The organism is Pseudoalteromonas sp. 10-33, from assembly GCF_001469195.1.
Taxonomy (GTDB): domain Bacteria; phylum Pseudomonadota; class Gammaproteobacteria; order Enterobacterales; family Alteromonadaceae; genus Pseudoalteromonas.
In genome coordinates, this window is record NZ_LOFI01000003.1 from 96,004 (window position 1) to 113,257 (window position 17,254).

Sequence of the window (17,254 nt, forward strand, 5' to 3'; positions counted from 1 at the left end):
TAGCTACATTGGCTTGGGTTAGGCTACTCAACTATAGCTATTTATTGTACAAATTAAAATGACGCTTATACATAAGCGCCATTTTATTTTTATAATTAACGATCTAAATATCAAGAATCGCTAACATCACGTGCCCAATGGTTTTGTTTAGCTATATGTAACTTACGGTAGCCATCTAGGAGTGCTGCATGCTTTTTAAAGCCGTTAAGCGACAAACCAGGGAAGGTTAAACCGTTAAATAATGCACGGCCTTCGGCAATTTCAATCGCAAGCGTTACGTTGTCGGTGCCAAACATTAAGCCCAGTGCATCTTGGTAGTCGGCGTATTCACGTTCGTCATCGTATTTAATTTCAAGAATGGCTTTTAAGCAGCGGAAATGGCGCATTGCCTCTTCGTTTACTTGGCCTGTATGCAGTATCCAATCAACCCAATCAATTGCTTCTTCGCTGCCTGCGGCTAAACATAGGTGCGCTTTAAGCTCACCAATACGTAGTGTATGCCAAGGTGTATCGGCATCGGTTGCAAGGCCAATAAACTCTGCTGCGCGAATAATATCGCTGTGGCCGGCTTCTTCTAGGCTGTCGTAAATGTCCATCCATTGCTCAGCATCGTACTGATCAAGCGATAGGAATGCTTCACGGAATTTAGCGCCTTCGTTGTTGTTACGCCAAATAAGCTCATCTACTGGGTAAATGTCTGACATGCCCGGTACTAAAATACGACATGCATACACGTTTAAGTGCGTGTAATCCATAATGTAAATGTCGTGGTTCATGCTGTGGATTAAGTCAGTACAGAAGTTGTATTCTTGCTCTGTTGTGCCGCTAAAGTCCCAATGAACAAAGTCAAAATCAGGAGTTGCACGGAAAAAGTCATGCGATATTAAACCGCTAGAATCAATAAAGTGCAGTTCAATGTTTTCAGGCGTTGCTACTTCGTCGTTATCAAACGTGGCTGGTTGGAACACATCAAGCTGATCAAGGCGACGACCTTGTAGTAATTCAGTAACGGTACGTTCAAGAGCTACTTCAAATGAAGGGTGAGCACCAAACGAGGCAAATACAGAGCCATCTGTTGGGTTAATCAGCGTTACGCTCATTACTGGGTATTTACCGCCTAGTGATGCATCGGCGATACGTAAATGAAAACCATGGCTACGCAGTTCTTCACACGCTTCGTGAATTTGTGGGTACTGCTTAACAACCTCTTCAGGCACGATTGGTAAACAAATGCCTTCAGCAATAATACGGTTTTTAATAGCGCGTTCAAATACTTCAGACAAGCCCTGAACTCGCGCTTCAAACTTGGTGTTACCTGCGCTCATACCGTTAGATACAAAAATATTACCAATCACGTTTACCGGAATGTACACGTCTTGGTTATCGCGTTGGCGCGTGTATGGCAATGTGCAAATGCCGCGCTCGTTATTACCTGAGTTAAAATCAAAAAGGTGTGATGCATTAAGTTCGCGCTCTGGGTCAAAGTAATCCCACAGGCTTTCATCCATTATGCCCTCAGGCACTTCTTCACCTTCAACTTTAAACCATTTTTCGTTTGGGTAATGAGTAAACTCGCCGTTGGCAAATTCTTCACCTAAGTAAAAGTCAGCAAAAAAGTAGTTACAGCTTAAACGCTCAAAATATTCACCAAGTGCAGAAGCAATAGATGCTTTATCAGTTGCACCTTTACCATTAGTAAACATAACACCGCAGTCGCTATCTTTTATATGAACCGAATAACAGTTAGCTACAGGGTTAAGCCAAAGCGCCTCTTCAACATTAATGTTTAGGGCTTTAAGCTTGTTTTGCATGGTAGAGATTGACGATTCTAAATCGCGGTCTTTACCTTTGATAAACGTTTTTTCAGTCATATTGATCTCAACTAGTTCTGCACGATGTGTGGAAGTGACATTATCGTGGATTTTGATGTTTATTTCATCCTTTGCGAGCAAGATCATGATTATTTAATAAATCTGTGGTTATTATATAAGCAACGCAAAGGGTGAAGGGCAACTCAATGTATAAATTAATCAAACGCTTGTTGTTATTAATTGTAATTTTAGGGCTGGGTGGCACCGCTGTGGTGTATGGGGTACTTAGCTTAAGTTTACCTGCACTTGATGGCAACGGGCGCAGTATGGCAGTAAATGAACCCGTTAAAATTTCCCGTGATACATTGGGCCAAGCTGTTATCAACGCTAAAAACCGCAACGATGCCGCTTATGGCTTAGGGTATGCGCACGGACAGGACCGATTTTTTCAAATGGACCTACTTAGGCGTAATGCTGCAGGAGAGCTAAGTGAATTATTTGGTAAAGCCGCTGTTGAGCTTGATAAAAAAATGCGTTTTCATCAACTACGAAAACGTAGCCTCGCTATTTTAAATACCTTACCAGAGCGCGATAAACAGCTGTTAAAAAGTTATGCTCAAGGCGTAAACGAAGGTTTAGCCCAAGTAGGGTATGCAAGCTTTGAATATATACTTACCGGCGCAACTCAAAAACCGTGGCAAAGCGAAGACAGCTTATTAGTGATATTTAGTATGTACTTAGATTTACAAAGCATGACATTTAATCGCGATCAAACTCTGATTCAGCTAGAGCAAATATACAGCAAGAATATGGTTGATTTTTTAACGCAACCTAGTCAATACCAAGCAGCGCTTGATGGTAGCAAATTAGCCCCGTTTGTAGGTGAACTGCCGGTTCTTGCTACGCAAACGGCTCATGTTGCCACCCACATTGAAGCCCCTCAAGAGCTTGGCAGTAATAATTGGGCAGTCACCGGAGAGCTTACAAAAACCGGCGCAGGAATGGTGTCTGACGATATGCACTTATCAATGGCAGTACCGGTTATTTGGTATCGAGCACAACTCAATTATACGTTAAATAACATGCCAATGCAGATAACGGGTGTATCACTTCCTGGCACTCCAGCCATAGTGGTGGGAACAAATAATAAAATTGCATGGGGGTTTACTAACGGTTATTTAGATACCGCCGATTGGATAGCGCTTAATAACGATAGCAAAACATGGCTTGTTGATGAGCCTATTTTATTACCAGAGGGAAGCTCTGAACCTTACTCGCTAATAATGAGCGAATATGGTCCAGTAAAATACATTAACGAAAAGCCTCATGCACTTAGTTGGGCGGCGCATCAACCTTATGCAGTTAACATGCAGCTATTAAAGCTTGAGCAAGCAGATACTGTGGATGATGCGCTTGCCCTTGCAAGTGATATTGGTATTCCGGTACAGAACTTAATGGTCGTTGATAGCCTAGGCAATGCGGCATGGAAAAATATAGGCGGTATTCCGGCACGAACAACTGCGAGTGAGTTAAGTGTAAATGAAACGCAGTATTCGGCACTTTTTGAACAAAACGAAATTAATCGCCCATTTGTTAAAAATCCGCCCAGTGGGCGATTATGGACGGGGAATTCTCGGGTTGTATCCGCCAGCGATAACGCACGCTTTGGTAATGGCGGGTATGCATTAGGTGCGCGTTCAAGTCAAATTAGAGACCGCTTATTTGAAAAAAACACATTTGCAGAGTCTGACTTTTACGCGCTACAGCTTGATAACCAAGCCCGTTTTTTAATGCCATGGCATGAGCTGTTACTCAAGCAGTTAAACACCAATAAGGTTAAAAATGCGCAGTATATAACAGAGCTTGAAAACTGGCAGCAATGCGCATGTGCTTCTTCGGTAGGTTATACCTTAGTTAAACGCTATCGCGACGAAGTTATTAACCTCGTGTTTAACAATATTGAAGTCACTCTTAATGAGCACAAAGGCACACTTAAACCTATAAAACTAGGGTTAGAGCCTGCGCTTTGGCAACTTATTAACAATAAACCTGCATCTTGGGTTAATTTTGAATTTAATAGTTGGGATGAACAATTAGTGGGTGCTTTTGATAAAGCTGTAAATAAATTGAGTGAGCAATTTGGCACTAATATAAAGCAATGGCAGTGGGGTAAAGTAAACGAGCTGGTTATAGAGCATCCTTTTGCAAAACAAATCCCGCTATTGGCAAAGTTACTTAATATGCCAACTGCTGCAGGGTTTGGTGATACTTACATGCCCGCAGTACAAGGACGAGATTTTGGTGCATCGCAGCGTTTTATTGCTCAACCTGGGCATTTAGATCACGCTATTTTAAGTGTGCCGGGTGGGCAGTCGGGACATCCGCTATCAGAGTTTTATAGAGCTGGTTTTAGCGACTATATTGAAGGGAAGCAAACTGCGCTATTACCACAAACGCTAGCGCATCAAATAGTTATCTCACCAAAATAGTGTGAGCCAAAATGCTAGTAATAACGTTCTATATAACTCTAACAATGGAGAACTAAAATGAAAAAATTACTACCCGCGTTAATAACAGGTTTACTAGTGAGCGCATCGGCTCATGCAGACGACAACCCCGTCACCGCAGAAAAACTCAGTGAAAGCGTCTATGTATTATTTGGTCAAGGTGGCAACATTGCTGCAAGTGTTGGTGATGACGGTATTTACATTATTGACGATCAGTTTGCCAAGCTCTCAGACGACATTAAAAAAACCATTAGCGATTTAAAACCTGGTAGCGCTGAGTTCGTAATTAATACCCATCATCATGGCGACCACACCGGCGGTAACGAAAACTTTGCTAAAGCGGGTGCACATGTCATTGCGCACGACAACGTACATAAGCGTTTAAAAGAAAAGCATGGTGAGGGCTCTGAATTTTTACCGCGTATTAGTTTTGGCCACGATTTAAAACTTCATTTTAATAACGAACACGCACATGTTGTGCATTACAAACATGCCCATACCGATGGCGACTCAGTTATATTTTTTAGTAACGATAACATAGTGCACATGGGTGATATTTACTTTAACTTTGGCAGCTTGCCGTTTGTTGATGTAGATAGCGGCGGCAGTGTTGATGGAGTATTAGCGGCGGTTGACGATGTTATTAACCAAATTGACGATAATACTCAAGTTATTCCGGGCCATGGTCCAGTAAGTGACCGTTCAGGGCTGATAACGTATCGTAAGCTGGTGCAAAAGGCCAAAGATGTTATGCTTAAGGCAATGCAAAACGATGCGAGTTTACAGCAAGTGCTTGACGCTGACCCACTCTCAGAACTGGGTCTTAAATACGCAAATTGGCTACCAAAAGAGCGAGTAACCACATTGTTTTATCGTAGCTTAAAGTAACTTGTAAAGTGAGTTAGCACGCATAATATAGTTTATTAAGCTGAGCATTTGCTCAGCTTTTTTGTTCCCATGCCCCAAGGAGTTGTGTATGTCGGCAGAAAAAACCCACCTAGAAATTTGTAACTTGACCAAAGAGCAGTATCCACAAATAAAAACGCTAATGGATCAAGCCTACCCAGACTTAGGTGGCGCATGGCCAAGCCATACCATTTTTAGATTAATAGACCAGTTCCCTGAAGGGCAAATAGGTATAGTAGATGATGGTGTGCTGGTGGGCTTAGCGCTGAGCGTGCAAGTAGACTACACGCGTTTTTCAAACCCACACACCTACGAAGACATAGCTGATGGCCATGATCGCGTATTCAGCGATACCGATGGCGATGCGCTATACGGTTTGGATGTTGCTATTAGCGAAACTCACCGGGGCATGCGTTTAGGGCGTCGGCTTTATGATGCCCGTAAAGAATTGTGCCGCCAATATAACTTACGCGCTATTTTAGCCGGTGGGCGTATTCCACGTTATTACAATCACAGCAGTGAAATGACGCCAATGGAATACATTGAAAAAGTTGACCAAAAAGAGCTTTACGACCCAATTTTAAGCTTTCAGCTTTCTAATGACTTTCAGGTAAAGCGGTTACTTAAAAAGTATCTGCCGGAGGATCAAGAATCTGTAGGTTACGCCACCTTACTTGAGTGGAATAACATAATGTATGAGCCAACCGATACGGTGCTCGAATCTACTAAATCAATCGTGCGTATAGGCGCGGTGCAATGGCAAATGCGCTGCGTTGAGTCGGTTGAAGAAATGCTTAAGCAGGTAGAATACTTCGTAGATACGGTATCTGACTACAAAAGCGATTTTATATTATTTCCTGAGTTTTTTAACGCGCCACTTATGGGCTTAGGCGATCAAAATAATCAAACCGAAGCCATCCGCTATTTAGCGGAATATACAGAGACGTTTAAAAACGCGATGTCGCGTATGGCAATAGAATATAACGCCAATATTATTACCGGCTCTATGCCGCTTGCCGAAGACGATAAAATTTATAACGTAAGTTACTTATGCCACCGTAGCGGTAAAATAGACGAGCAGCGCAAAATACACATAACCCCGCATGAGCAAAATGATTGGGTTATTCAAGGCGGCGACAAAATTGCCGTGTTTGATACCGATGCTGGGCGTGTAGGTATTCAAATTTGTTACGATGTAGAGTTCCCAGAGCTTTCGCGCATACTTGCCAAGCAGGGTCTTGATATACTCTTTGTGCCGTTTTGGACCGACACTAAAAATAGTTATTTACGGGTTCGCCATTGCGCGCAAGCGCGCGCAATCGAAAACGAATGTTATGTGGTTATTGCAGGCTCAGTGGGTAACTTACCTGAGGTAGAAAGCCTAGACGTACAATACTCGCAATCGGCAGTATTGACCCCGTCTGACTTTTCTTTTCCGCACGATGCAACACTCAATGAAGCCACACCGAATACCGAAATGTTATTATTTAGCGACCTTGATATGGATAAGCTAAAAATCCTTCATAGCGAAGGGACGGTGCGTAATTTAAAAGATCGCCGTGAAGATTTATACGACGTAATTTTGAAAAAGAGAGATGTTTAATGGCATGGGTTTATTTAGTCATTGCAGGCCTGCTTGAAGTAGGCTGGCCAATTGGTTTAAAAATTTCACAACACCCCGACACTCGCTGGCAGGGTATTGCAATGGCTGTGGCATTTTTAACAGCCAGTGGCTTTATGTTGTGGCTTGCACAAAAGCAAATATCAATGGGGACTTCCTACGCCGTATGGACCGGAATAGGCGCTGCAGGAACGTTTTTAGTGGGTATATTATTTTACGGTGATGCAGCCACGTTTGGCCGTATTGCAGGTGTACTCATGATTATTTGCGGTGTGATAACGCTAAAAATTAGCTCTTAAAAAGAGCGCTTAACACTCGCTTTAAAAGTTATAAGCAGCTTTATAGTAGCGCAGGTTTAAAAGCCTGCGCTTTTTATGTTCTCAATTTGGCAGCATCACCAAAATAGCGGCAATGGCTATTAGGATTAAGCCAGCGGTGTCTTGTTTTTTAAGTGGTTGCTTTAGCCAAAGTACAGCTATTAGCATCGTAAAAAATACTTCAACCTGCCCAAGCGTTTTAACATACGCCACGTGCTGTAAACTCATTGCACTAAACCAGCCAATAGAGCCTACACAGCTAAAAACACTAATTGCTGTTGTAATGCTTTTATATTGCCAAAGTTTACTTAGGGTATGTGGTTCTTTTAGTAATAAATAGCCAAGTAATATAAGTGTTTGTAGGCTTATTACAAACAGTAAAACCCATGCAGCCGAGTGCGGAAATAATAACCCTGAATTTAAACTCGCTTCACGTACCCAAAGCGATGTAAGGGCAAAGCTTGTGCCGCAGGCAAGGCCAAGTAACGCTGTTTTAGCATCAAACTGTTTTACGCTGGTTATACCGCTAAGTAAAAGCACTGCGATGGCGCCTAAAAATACCCCTAGCCAGCCAAATACACTAAGCGCAGAGCCAAAAAATAATACGCCTAAAATAGCCGCGACTAACGCTTCACTTTTAGCAAGGCCTGCACCTACGGCGTAATTGTTCATTTTAAATAGCTTTACCATTAAACCCGTGGCAAGTATTTGCATAACGCTTGCGCCAATAATAAATCCCCAAAAGGCATTATTAAACGTAGGCATGGCGGTATCTTGATATTGATAAAGGCCATATAAATAAACGGCAGCAATGGGGCCCGCTAAAATAAAACGTGAAAGGGTAACGCCAGCAACACTTACATTGTTACTTAATTTACTTTGCAGGGCATTACGCCAGGCTTGCATAAAGGCAGCTAAAAAAGTGAAAAAGATCCAAGTCATGGTATTCGTCGATTAAAAATAAGCCCTTTAAGTTAACAATCTTTAGTGATTAATGCGATGCATTAAGGGTGATAGTGAATATTCATCATCTGCGACATTATGCCGCACTGCTTTATGAGTAAATTTAGCTATAGTCAATATGATGTTATTGTTTAGCCGCCAGCGTTTGTCATAAAACGTATTGGCGGCTTTTTTTATGTGTGTATGTTATATGTATTGCTAAATAATCAGGTTTTATAATAAGAGAATAAACTATGACAACATTATTGGTGTGTGCATTATTAACTGTATTAATGCCTTATTTTGCAAAAGTACCTGTGGCCGTTGCGATGGCAAAGCTTGGCCGGTACGACAATAAAGACCCTCGTTCCCAGCAAGCAAAACTAACGGGTTTTGGTGCGCGGGCGCTCGCTGCTCATCAAAATTGTTTTGAATCACTTACTGTTTTTGCTGTTGCTATTGCAGTGGTATTGGGTACTAACTCGGTAAATGCAGTAACCGAAACCTTGGCGGTTACTCATATAGTTTCGCGTACTTTGTATTGTATTTTTTATTGGTTGAATCTAGATATTATACGTTCGCTTGTATGGTTTATTGGCTTAGGCACTGCCATTGCCATGATTGTAGTGAGTATTTAATTTTATAGTTAAAACCACAAAGCAAGCGGCCTAAAAGGGCGCTTGCTTTGTGCTCTTGCATTACTTAATGGCATAATTCGAAAGCATTAATGCGATACTTTAATTCGCTCGATTAAATCGGTATGTGCAACCTCGCTGTTTATAGCAAAATCTAGCTGTACGAGTACATCATCAAAGCCTGCCTCAGACATTTTATATTCCCACTTTGCCAAGGCTTCTTTAGCTGATTTATCAAAAACGTCTGATGGCTTAGATTGAATTACGCTTATGTTTTTTGTTCTGCCATTGGCGGCAATATCGTATTTTAATACTACCGAGCCGCTAATGCCTTGCTTAGCTGCTTGGGCAGGGTAGCGTGGCTCAATTCGAATTATTGGTGAAATGTGATCGCTTTTAGCACCTTCTACTTGCGGTTGCTTTGCAATAGCGAGCGTACTTAACATGCTTGCTGCAACAAGCAGTAAGCCTCCTTTGGCAAAGCGAGAGCGATTGCCACTGTGCTTTATATTGGTAAGTCGTTGTAACATGGTTTTTTTATCTCCGTAGTGTGAATAAGCCATTAGGCCTGCGGGCGTTGTTGCCGCGCAGTTAACTAAGGCTCTGCTGTATAAAATGTGTTGGTGTGTGGTTTTATTGGCAAGTACCCGTTCATCACAAGTGAGCTCTTGTAAGCGCCTACAGCTTGCGTATGCCATCCACGCGAGCGGGTTAAACCATAATAAAATAGTAGCAAGTAACAGCAGGGCATTTATTAGGTTGTCTTTGCGTTTTATGTGCACAGATTCATGCTCTAAAATAAGCGCCAAAGTGGCTTTATCAAACTGGCTTTTATAATTGTTGGGCAGTATGAGCTTGCTTTGAAAAATACCGGCTACCATTGGTGTGGCTACATGTTGGCTGATATAAGCTTTAGCATTTGTAGTAAGTGTATGGTTAAAGTGTGTTAGCTCAGTTAGCTGCAGGCTTTTGACAAAACGAGTATGTGTAATAAAACTAGCTATTAATAACCCTGCGGTAATAAGTACATACATGAGTGCCCAGCTAATACCCACTTCATGTGCAAAAGGCTGGTTAGGGGTAATTAAGTAATGGCTAATATTGCTATTTTGCAATGGTTTAATCGCATTGGGTAAATTAGCGATAACTAATGCCGCAGGCACTAACCACACTAACTTGTATACAAACCCCGCGCCAAGGGTTTTTAAACCAAATCGCTCGAGTAAAATAAATCCACAAAACAAAATACTTAATAGTAGTTGTTGCTCAATTAACCAATTAAACCCAGTTTGAATAACCATGTTAATCCCTTACTTTTGTTTTTTTTCCCAGTCATCAATGACTTTTTTAAGCTCATTTATATCTTGCTGAGAAAGCTGCTCCGATTTAGCAAACCCGCTTACCAGCGGCGCTATGCGGCCACTAAAAAAGCGCTCAATAAAGTTTTGGCTTTCTTTTAAAGTGTAGTCGGCGCGCTCCATGCAGGGGGTATAAATATATTGGCGACCGTCTTTTTCAAACGACAGTGCACCTTTTTTAACTAATCGACCGAGTAAGGTTTTAATGGTTTTTTCGTGCCATTGTTTGTCATCGCTTAAGCGCTCAATAATTTGGCTGGCAGTTGCTGGGTAATTAATCCAAAGTGCGTCAAGTACTTCAAATTCTGCTTTTGATAACTCAATCATTTTATTGCCTACAAATGTAATCTTTAAGTTAAGACTACACCTGTAATCTATTTTTGCAAGGTTATTTTTTAACTTTTTTTGTGCGCTATTTAAACGAAGGTTAGATTTTTGAAATATCAGTTTTATTAATTTGTATGTAGTGGTTTTCAGAAAGGTTTAATTTTGAAAGAGCAAGGTCGCTAAATTGCACTCTAAATAAATCAATTACTTTAAAGCCGCAGTAATGCGCCATTTTACGTATTTGCCTGTTAAGCCCTTGCTTTAAAATAATACTAAATTGATTGCTAGCTACTTTTGTTACTTCACACGGTAAGGTTACTTGCTTATCAACAGGCACCCCAGCGGTCATTTTTTCACAAAACTCATTATTAATAGGTTTATCTACTGTGACTATATAATGTTTAGGCTGGTGGAAGTCAGGATGGATTAGCTGATTACAAAAGTCGCCATCGTTGGTCAAAATAAGTAAGCCTCGAGAGTCTTTATCTAATCGGCCAATAGGGTAAACACGGGTAAGTGTAGGCAAATGGTGAATAAGGCTGGCAGGGTCATTTTTATTTAATTTACAGTCAATACCTACTGGCTTATGGTACGCAAAATAAACTAAATCGGCCGCACCTTTAACTGCTTGGCCATTAACTATTACTTCGTCTTGCTCATTAACGTGATCAATATGATTAGCAGGGCGATTATTTACTGTTACTACCCCTTCATCAATTAAACGCGATGCCTGTTTACGTGAGCACACACCGGCATGAGCAATGTATTTAGCCAGTCGGATTTTGGTGCTCATAAAATATACTCGTTGGTTGGCAATAAAAAACTGATCGCGATTATAGCAAAGCTGCGTATCGATATAGCAATATTTAATTTAGGTGAACAAAATGGGTATGAAATTTTCTGAACTAAAAAATCATGAGCCACTACAAAAAGTAGTTGTTCACTCACTAGAAATGGCGCTTTACCAGGTGTCTGTGATTATTAATAACGTTGAATATTACGTAACAGAAGAAGATGGCGAGTTTGTAAGAGCAGTAAGCCCGCTACATGTGCAAAAGCGATTTGAAAAAATAGCGTACGCACAAATGATGCTCCGCCATACAAGTGCTTATGACGAAATGTGTGGTCAACCAGAAAAAACCTCAAGTAATCTGCTTGAAGTGCCCTTTGGTAAAAATAATCTGTTTTGACGGTATGAGTTTGTTAGTATCTGCTTTTTAAGAAGCGCAATATGTACCAATTACAAGCAGACAATAGTGATGCGTTAAACTCAACGTTACGTAGTGAAATGGTTGAATTTAATGCCCAGCATTTCGATGCGCAAAGAGTGCCACTCGGCTATAAATTTGTTGACGATAGTAACGAATTGGTGGTTGGTATTAGTGGTTGCGTATTTGGTAATTGGCTAATTATAAACTGGCTTTGGTGCAGTGAAAGAGTGCGCAATAAAGGCCTTGCTGGACAGTTACTCGCTGAACTAGAGCAAGCTGCAATATTGCTTGGCGCTAAAAAAGCTCAGCTTGATACACTTGATTTTCAAGCAAAACCTTTTTATGAAAAACGCGGATACAGCGTAAAGTATCAACTTGATAACTACCCACTTTGCGGCACCCGCTATTTTATGGAAAAACCACTTTAATTTATAACATAACTTAAGTTTTTAACCGGAGCTCAGTTACTTAGCTGTTAAAGGCTCGCCCTCAAACGTAATGCCCAAAAATGGGGTCGCCTCTGGCGATAACATAAACGTGCGAATGTTCATATGATCGTCACCGTTAGGGTTTTGTAGTACGTCTTCGCGATAAAACTTACCAAAGCAATCAAGAGTGTTTTGCTTGCTAAGCCCATTGAGTTTGGCAAAAGCAAAAATTTTACATGAACCGTTATTTTCACTCGCTGAACTCAGCAACCCGTGGTTATTAAAGGCACAAGCAGTAAAATCGTAATTGGCTTCAATCACCGCCATTGTATCGGTAAATTGAATGTTTTTTGGGTTTTCAGCAAGTGATTTAAGGTATTCGTTTAAAGTCATCATTGTTCCCTAAATTTAATTTATAAGGCTAATTTACTCGTAGCAGTTTATGAACGAATAAAATGCGTTAATGCGTGAATGTTGGTGATTTCCACGTCGGCTAGGCCTTTGTAGTTATACTTAGCGTTTTGATCGTTTAACCACACTGATTGGCAACCTGTGTTATTGGCGCCCTGTACGTCGGTATCTAGGCTATCACCAATATGGAGTATGTCGCTTTTGGTGACTTTTAGGCGCGCAGCGGCTTTGTCAAATAAGGTGCTATGAGGTTTAGCTTTGCCGTGCATGCCTGCTTGTAGTACTAGCTTAAACTTATTGTGTAAATTAAAGCGTTCTATTTCAACATTGCCATTGGTTATGGCGATTAAGGTAAAATGTTGCGCTAAGTTATCAAGTAGCGCTAAAACGTCGTCGCTGACTACAATGTTACTGCGTGCATCGGCAAATGCGTTATAGGCGTTACTAGCGTGCAGTGCTACTTCTTGTTCAGTAAATCCTAACTTTGATAGTGCTAAACGCAATGTGTGCTTGCGCCACTGCGTTACATTGTCTTTTAGCTCTGGCTGTTGCAGGGCGGCAAGTTGCCGGCATTGTTGCCAGTATTGTGGGCCTTGTTCTTGGTAGCGTGGTAATGCATTTAAGTAATTTTGTTGGGCGCTAACGGCTGCTTTTATAATTGGGTGGTTGTTGTATAAGGTGTCGTCTAAATCAAAGCTCATGACAGAAAAAGGGCGTATTGCACGATTAAATCGGATCATTGTAATTTCCTAATCAGTTTGTTTTTTAGCGCGCGGGTGTGTGTTGTCGTACACCTTGGCTAAATGCTGAAAATCTAAATGGGTATACACTTGTGTGGCCGACAAGCTACTGTGGCCAAGCAATTCCTGTACGGCACGTAAATCACCCGACGATTCTAAAATATGTGATGCAAATGAATGGCGTAATTTATGCGGATGCACCTGTGAGCTAATCCCTTGCTTTATTCCCCACTCTTGCATACGCAAACGCACTTGGCGAATTGAGATACGGTTTTTTTGGCTACTTAAAAATACGCCGGGCTCGTCTGGTTTTGTAAATTGAGGCCGCACGGTTAACCATTTTTTTAATGCGTCTAATGCCTTTGTTCCCACGGGAATAAGGCGTTCTTTGTTACCTTTACCGCGAACTAATATTTCGCCACTTTTGGCATTAATATCTTGCATGTTAGCGCCAACTAACTCGCTAATACGTAAACCTGATGAGTACATAAGTTCCATCATGGCTTTATCTCTGACTGCTAAAGGGTCGTCGTCGGGTATTTCGAGCAAACGCGCCATTTGATCAACATCAAGATTTTTAGGTAAAGGCTTGGCAAATTTAGGCCCTTTAATGCCGGTCGCAGGGTTATGATAATGCGATTGCTGTGCAATATTTTTGGCTTTTAAAAACTTATATAAACTTCTGATACAGCTCAATTTTAAGCTAATGGTTCGGCCACTTAATTGTTTGGCGCGTAAAGCCATACTGTAGCGGCGAATATGCTCTGCTTGTACGCCAAACCAGTCATCGCATAATTTATTGAAATAAAGCGCTGCAAAGCCAAGTTGGCTCACATACTGATTTACAGTGTGCGCTGAATATTGTTTTTCAAATTTAAGGTAGTCGCTAAATAGCGTAATGGGTGTGCGCCAGTTGTCACTTAATTCGCTTATATTAGGCGCATCATCACTCATGCGAGTTTTTGTAACCTTAGTTGCAGGGCGCTAATAAAATCCAGTATAAATAGGTTGTCTTGTGCGGGTTCAAAATGGTTCACGTTGTTGCTGCCAAACGCCAGTATGGCACTAGGCTGCTTTTCATCGCCAATTAAATAAATAGCCACAGATTGCGTGTCATCTCTAAATAATAATGCACGTTCTTGCGTTGTAATACGCCCTAAGTAATACCCAGAATTGCTGAGGCGATGTTCAATGAGTTCGTCAAAGTCAGGAGTGTATTTTAATAATTTGAAGTCGCTTATGTCGTCATTTGAGCACACAATAGCGTGTAAGTTTTTAGCGATTGTATCAAAGTCATCATGGCGCCAAAGTTGGCGATGGCATTGGCTAAGTAAACTGTACACTCGCTCATTTTGAACAGCGTGTTTACTCATGGTGTCGATTTGCTTTTTTAAACGTGTATTGTGCTCACGCAATTGGCGCTGTTGAATATGAACTAATGACGTTGCCCCTTGCGCTTGCTGCTGAAGGTCTAGCTGAGCAAGCACGTTTGGGTGTTTAACTAAAAAGTCAGGATTTGCGAGTAAGTAGCTAATAATTTGCTCTTCATTTAGCTCGCTCATAACGCGACTTGTCCATCGAATACGTGTTCAGCAGGGCCTGTCATTCGTACTGGATGACCTTCTCCACTCCAACGTATTTGAAGTGTCCCACCAGGTAGGTCGACTTGTACCGCGCTTGAAAGCTTGCTTTGCATATGGCCAATGACCATTGCAGCACACGCGCCAGTGCCGCATGCGAGCGTTTCGTTTACGCCGCGCTCCCATACTCTTAGCTTTATATGCTCTTGCGATATAACTTGCATAAAGCCAATGTTAGCGCGTTGTGGAAAACGTTCGTGGTTTTCAAGCAGTGGACCTAATACATCGACCTGCGCTGTCGTAATATCGTCAACCTCAAGTACACAGTGTGGGTTCCCCATAGATACTGCGCCACTAAATACGGTGTGTTCTTCAGCCCTTATAATGTAGGTGAGTTCACGTTTGCTGGCTTTAAGCGGTATTTTGCTTGGCTCGAAATTAGGATGCCCCATGTTAACCGTAACTTGGCCGTCTTTTTCTATATAGAGCGTTAAGTTACCCGATTTGGTTGATACACTAATTTTATGTTTGTTAGTCAGGCCTTTCATACGCACAAAACGTGCAAAGCAACGTGCACCATTACCGCACTGTTCTACTTCGGTACCATCGGCATTAAAAATACGATAATGAAAATCAAGATCGGGAGAGTATGGTGCTTCAACCATGAGTAATTGGTCAAAGCCAATGCCAAAGTGGCGATCAGCCAGCTTTTTTATTTGATCTCGTGATAAAAATACATTTTGTGTAATGTTATCAATAACAACAAAGTCGTTGCCTAAGCCGTGCATTTTGGAAAAATTAACTAACATAGCGCTCTAATTCGTGTTTGCTCTGTGGTAATCATGCCACAGAGCAGCTAGTTGGCAAAAACGTTTATGGTAAAATTTTCTCACCTTGATAAAGACTCTCAATGGTTTCACGTTCGCGAATAAGATGGTGCTGTTCACCGTCTACCATTATTTCAGCTACGCGTGGACGAGAGTTATAGTTTGAACTCATAGTAAAGCCATATGCCCCAGCACTGCGCTGCGCGAGTAAATCGCCTTGTTTCAGCGCCAGTTCTCGGTCTTTTCCTAAAAAGTCACCGGTTTCGCACACGGGGCCAACAATATCAAAGTTGTGAGTTGGCGTATCGTCATCACGAACCGACACAGGTATAATTTTTTGCCACGCTTGATAAAGAGAAGGGCGAAGCATATCGTTCATACCGGCATCAACAATGGCAAAAAATTTACTTTGGTTTTGTTTAATAAACTCAACTTGCGTAATTAATACCCCTGCGTTTGCAGCAATAGCACGACCTGGTTCAAAAATAAGTTCTAAATGGCGGTAGTTTTCTAGGCGAGCCGTTACTTGCTCTGCATATTCACTAGGATGAGGTGGTTGTTCGTTGTCGTAAGGAACACCTAAACCGCCACCTATGTCTAAATGGCTTAATTCTATCCCGACATTTTTTAGTTCATCTATTAGCGCAAGGAGTTTGTCGAGCGCTTCTAAAAAAGGCTTTACTTCGGTTAACTGCGAACCAATATGGCAATCTACGCCTATTATGTTTAAGCCAGGTAAAGCCGCGGCTTGTTGATAAACACTTACAGCGGTTTGAATATCAATGCCAAATTTGTTTTCTTTTAGGCCAGTGGAAATATAAGGATGCGTTTTTGCATCTATATCGGGGTTAACGCGAATAGAAATTGGCGCTACTAAGTTAAGCTCACACGCAATCTCTGAAATACGCTCTAATTCAGAGGCAGATTCAACGTTAAAACATTTAATCCCTAATTTTAATGCATACGCTATTTCGTCAGCGGTTTTAGCAACACCTGAAAATACTACTTTACCCGCGTCTCCTCCGGCTTTAATTACACGGGCCAGCTCACCTTTTGAAACAATGTCAAAACCCGAACCAAGGCGCACTAAAATATTTAATACAGCAATATTAGAGTTTGCTTTTACGGCATAACATACCAAGCTTTTATGGTTTTTAGTCGCATTGGCAAACGCAAGATAGTGGCGCTCAAACGTTGCACGAGAATACACATAGCAAGGCGTACCATATTGCTGAGCAATAGCGGCAATACTCACATCTTCAGCAAACAATTGGTTGTTTTTATAGTTAAAAAAATCCATTTATTGCTCCTGTTTTACTGGTGTTGTAGGTTGCTTGGCCTCTGCGGCAGGCACCATAGTGTTTTCTGGTTGGTTTTGCTCGGCCTGTTGTTCAGGCAAATATAATGGGCCGCTTTGTCCGCAGCCAGCTAATGCGCCAAATAGGGCCGTGCAAATTAATAGTTTTTTTAATTGTAAGGTATGTGTCGCTTTCATTAGATTAATATTGTTGCTGGCTTTATAATCGCAGAGTAACAGAATATCTAAAAAATGCAGCTATTCGCGGATGATTTTATTCCTGTTACACTAGCTGCATATTTTTAACGCAATTACGTACCCAATATTAGGCGGCCC

19 protein-coding genes are annotated in these 17,254 nt (G+C 41.5%); 7 read left to right on the forward strand and 12 right to left on the reverse strand.

Annotation, left to right across the window (positions count from 1 at the left end):
- Positions 1 to 110: 110 nt before the first annotated feature.
- Positions 111 to 1,871 (reverse strand): 30S ribosomal protein S12 methylthiotransferase accessory factor YcaO, encoded by a 1,761-nt coding sequence (gene ycaO / locus ATS76_RS04505; RefSeq protein WP_058551225.1) that lies wholly within the window; start codon positions 1,869 to 1,871, stop codon positions 111 to 113.
- 146 nt (positions 1,872 to 2,017) lie between these two features.
- On the opposite strand from ycaO, the gene ATS76_RS04510 reads away from it, so the two are divergent.
- The 4 genes from ATS76_RS04510 to ATS76_RS04525 all read left to right on the forward strand — a co-directional run bounded on the left by ATS76_RS04510 (position 2,018) and on the right by ATS76_RS04525 (position 7,144).
- A complete protein-coding gene (locus ATS76_RS04510) occupies positions 2,018 to 4,300 on the forward strand; it encodes a penicillin acylase family protein (protein WP_058551226.1) in 2,283 nt (760 codons plus the stop codon).
- 57 nt (positions 4,301 to 4,357) lie between these two features.
- Positions 4,358 to 5,206 (forward strand): MBL fold metallo-hydrolase, encoded by an 849-nt coding sequence (locus ATS76_RS04515; RefSeq protein WP_058551227.1) that lies wholly within the window; start codon positions 4,358 to 4,360, stop codon positions 5,204 to 5,206.
- An 88-nt stretch (positions 5,207 to 5,294) separates the two neighbouring features.
- Complete coding sequence (locus ATS76_RS04520) at positions 5,295 to 6,827, forward strand: bifunctional GNAT family N-acetyltransferase/carbon-nitrogen hydrolase family protein (protein ID WP_058403712.1); 1,533 nt, start codon at positions 5,295 to 5,297, stop codon at positions 6,825 to 6,827.
- Positions 6,827 to 7,144, forward strand: coding sequence for a DMT family transporter (locus ATS76_RS04525; RefSeq protein ID WP_058551228.1), 318 nt, complete (start codon positions 6,827 to 6,829; stop codon positions 7,142 to 7,144). Before ATS76_RS04520 ends, ATS76_RS04525 begins: the two co-directional genes overlap by 1 nt.
- 81 nt (positions 7,145 to 7,225) lie before the next feature.
- Here the strand turns inward: ATS76_RS04525 and ATS76_RS04530 are convergent, their stop codons facing one another.
- On the reverse strand, positions 7,226 to 8,104 hold the full coding sequence (locus tag ATS76_RS04530; RefSeq protein ID WP_201023490.1) for an EamA family transporter: 879 nt from the start codon (positions 8,102 to 8,104) through the stop codon (positions 7,226 to 7,228).
- 254 nt (positions 8,105 to 8,358) lie between these two features.
- On the opposite strand from ATS76_RS04530, the gene ATS76_RS04535 reads away from it, so the two are divergent.
- On the forward strand, positions 8,359 to 8,742 hold the full coding sequence (locus ATS76_RS04535) for an MAPEG family protein (RefSeq protein ID WP_058551229.1): 384 nt from the start codon (positions 8,359 to 8,361) through the stop codon (positions 8,740 to 8,742).
- An 86-nt stretch (positions 8,743 to 8,828) separates the two neighbouring features.
- On the opposite strand, the gene ATS76_RS04540 is transcribed toward ATS76_RS04535, so the two are convergent.
- The 3 genes from ATS76_RS04540 to ATS76_RS04550 all read right to left on the reverse strand — a co-directional run bounded on the left by ATS76_RS04540 (position 8,829) and on the right by ATS76_RS04550 (position 11,217).
- A complete protein-coding gene (locus tag ATS76_RS04540) occupies positions 8,829 to 10,040 on the reverse strand; it encodes a TonB family protein (RefSeq protein WP_058551230.1) in 1,212 nt (403 codons plus the stop codon).
- Between the two features lie 9 nt (positions 10,041 to 10,049).
- A complete protein-coding gene (locus tag ATS76_RS04545; RefSeq protein ID WP_058551231.1) occupies positions 10,050 to 10,424 on the reverse strand; it encodes a BlaI/MecI/CopY family transcriptional regulator in 375 nt (124 codons plus the stop codon).
- A gap of 100 nt (positions 10,425 to 10,524) precedes the next feature.
- Positions 10,525 to 11,217, reverse strand: coding sequence for a pseudouridine synthase (locus tag ATS76_RS04550; protein ID WP_058551232.1), 693 nt, complete (start codon positions 11,215 to 11,217; stop codon positions 10,525 to 10,527).
- Between the two features lie 91 nt (positions 11,218 to 11,308).
- Here ATS76_RS04550 and ATS76_RS04555 point away from each other — a divergent pair, with 91 nt between their 5' ends.
- Both ATS76_RS04555 and ATS76_RS04560 read left to right on the forward strand, forming a co-directional pair.
- Positions 11,309 to 11,614 carry a DUF6482 family protein gene (locus ATS76_RS04555; protein WP_006792473.1) on the forward strand — a complete coding sequence of 102 codons (306 nt, stop codon included), beginning with the start codon at positions 11,309 to 11,311 and terminating at the stop codon, positions 11,612 to 11,614.
- A gap of 41 nt (positions 11,615 to 11,655) precedes the next feature.
- Positions 11,656 to 12,063, forward strand: coding sequence for a GNAT family N-acetyltransferase (locus ATS76_RS04560; protein WP_058551233.1), 408 nt, complete (start codon positions 11,656 to 11,658; stop codon positions 12,061 to 12,063).
- A gap of 36 nt (positions 12,064 to 12,099) precedes the next feature.
- Here the strand turns inward: ATS76_RS04560 and ATS76_RS04565 are convergent, their stop codons facing one another.
- From ATS76_RS04565 to lptM, 7 genes are all read right to left on the reverse strand, one after another.
- Positions 12,100 to 12,456: a HopJ type III effector protein gene (locus tag ATS76_RS04565; protein WP_058551234.1), complete on the reverse strand. Its 357-nt coding sequence runs from the start codon at positions 12,454 to 12,456 to the stop codon at positions 12,100 to 12,102.
- 47 nt (positions 12,457 to 12,503) lie between these two features.
- A complete protein-coding gene (locus tag ATS76_RS04570) occupies positions 12,504 to 13,214 on the reverse strand; it encodes an HAD-IA family hydrolase (RefSeq protein WP_058551235.1) in 711 nt (236 codons plus the stop codon).
- 9 nt (positions 13,215 to 13,223) lie between these two features.
- The gene (locus ATS76_RS04575) at positions 13,224 to 14,168 is read right to left on the reverse strand and encodes a tyrosine recombinase XerC (RefSeq protein WP_058551236.1); all 945 of its coding nucleotides are present in this window, start codon (positions 14,166 to 14,168) and stop codon (positions 13,224 to 13,226) included.
- A complete protein-coding gene (locus ATS76_RS04580) occupies positions 14,165 to 14,776 on the reverse strand; it encodes a DUF484 family protein (RefSeq protein ID WP_058551237.1) in 612 nt (203 codons plus the stop codon). Before ATS76_RS04580 ends, ATS76_RS04575 begins: the two co-directional genes overlap by 4 nt.
- The gene (dapF, locus tag ATS76_RS04585; protein ID WP_010557932.1) at positions 14,773 to 15,603 is read right to left on the reverse strand and encodes a diaminopimelate epimerase; all 831 of its coding nucleotides are present in this window, start codon (positions 15,601 to 15,603) and stop codon (positions 14,773 to 14,775) included. Before dapF ends, ATS76_RS04580 begins: the two co-directional genes overlap by 4 nt.
- A 64-nt stretch (positions 15,604 to 15,667) precedes the next feature.
- Complete coding sequence (lysA, locus tag ATS76_RS04590; RefSeq protein WP_058551238.1) at positions 15,668 to 16,921, reverse strand: diaminopimelate decarboxylase; 1,254 nt, start codon at positions 16,919 to 16,921, stop codon at positions 15,668 to 15,670.
- Positions 16,922 to 17,116 (reverse strand): LPS translocon maturation chaperone LptM, encoded by a 195-nt coding sequence (gene lptM / locus ATS76_RS04595; protein WP_006792465.1) that lies wholly within the window; start codon positions 17,114 to 17,116, stop codon positions 16,922 to 16,924. It lies immediately after the preceding gene.
- Positions 17,117 to 17,254: the final 138 nt, after the last annotated feature.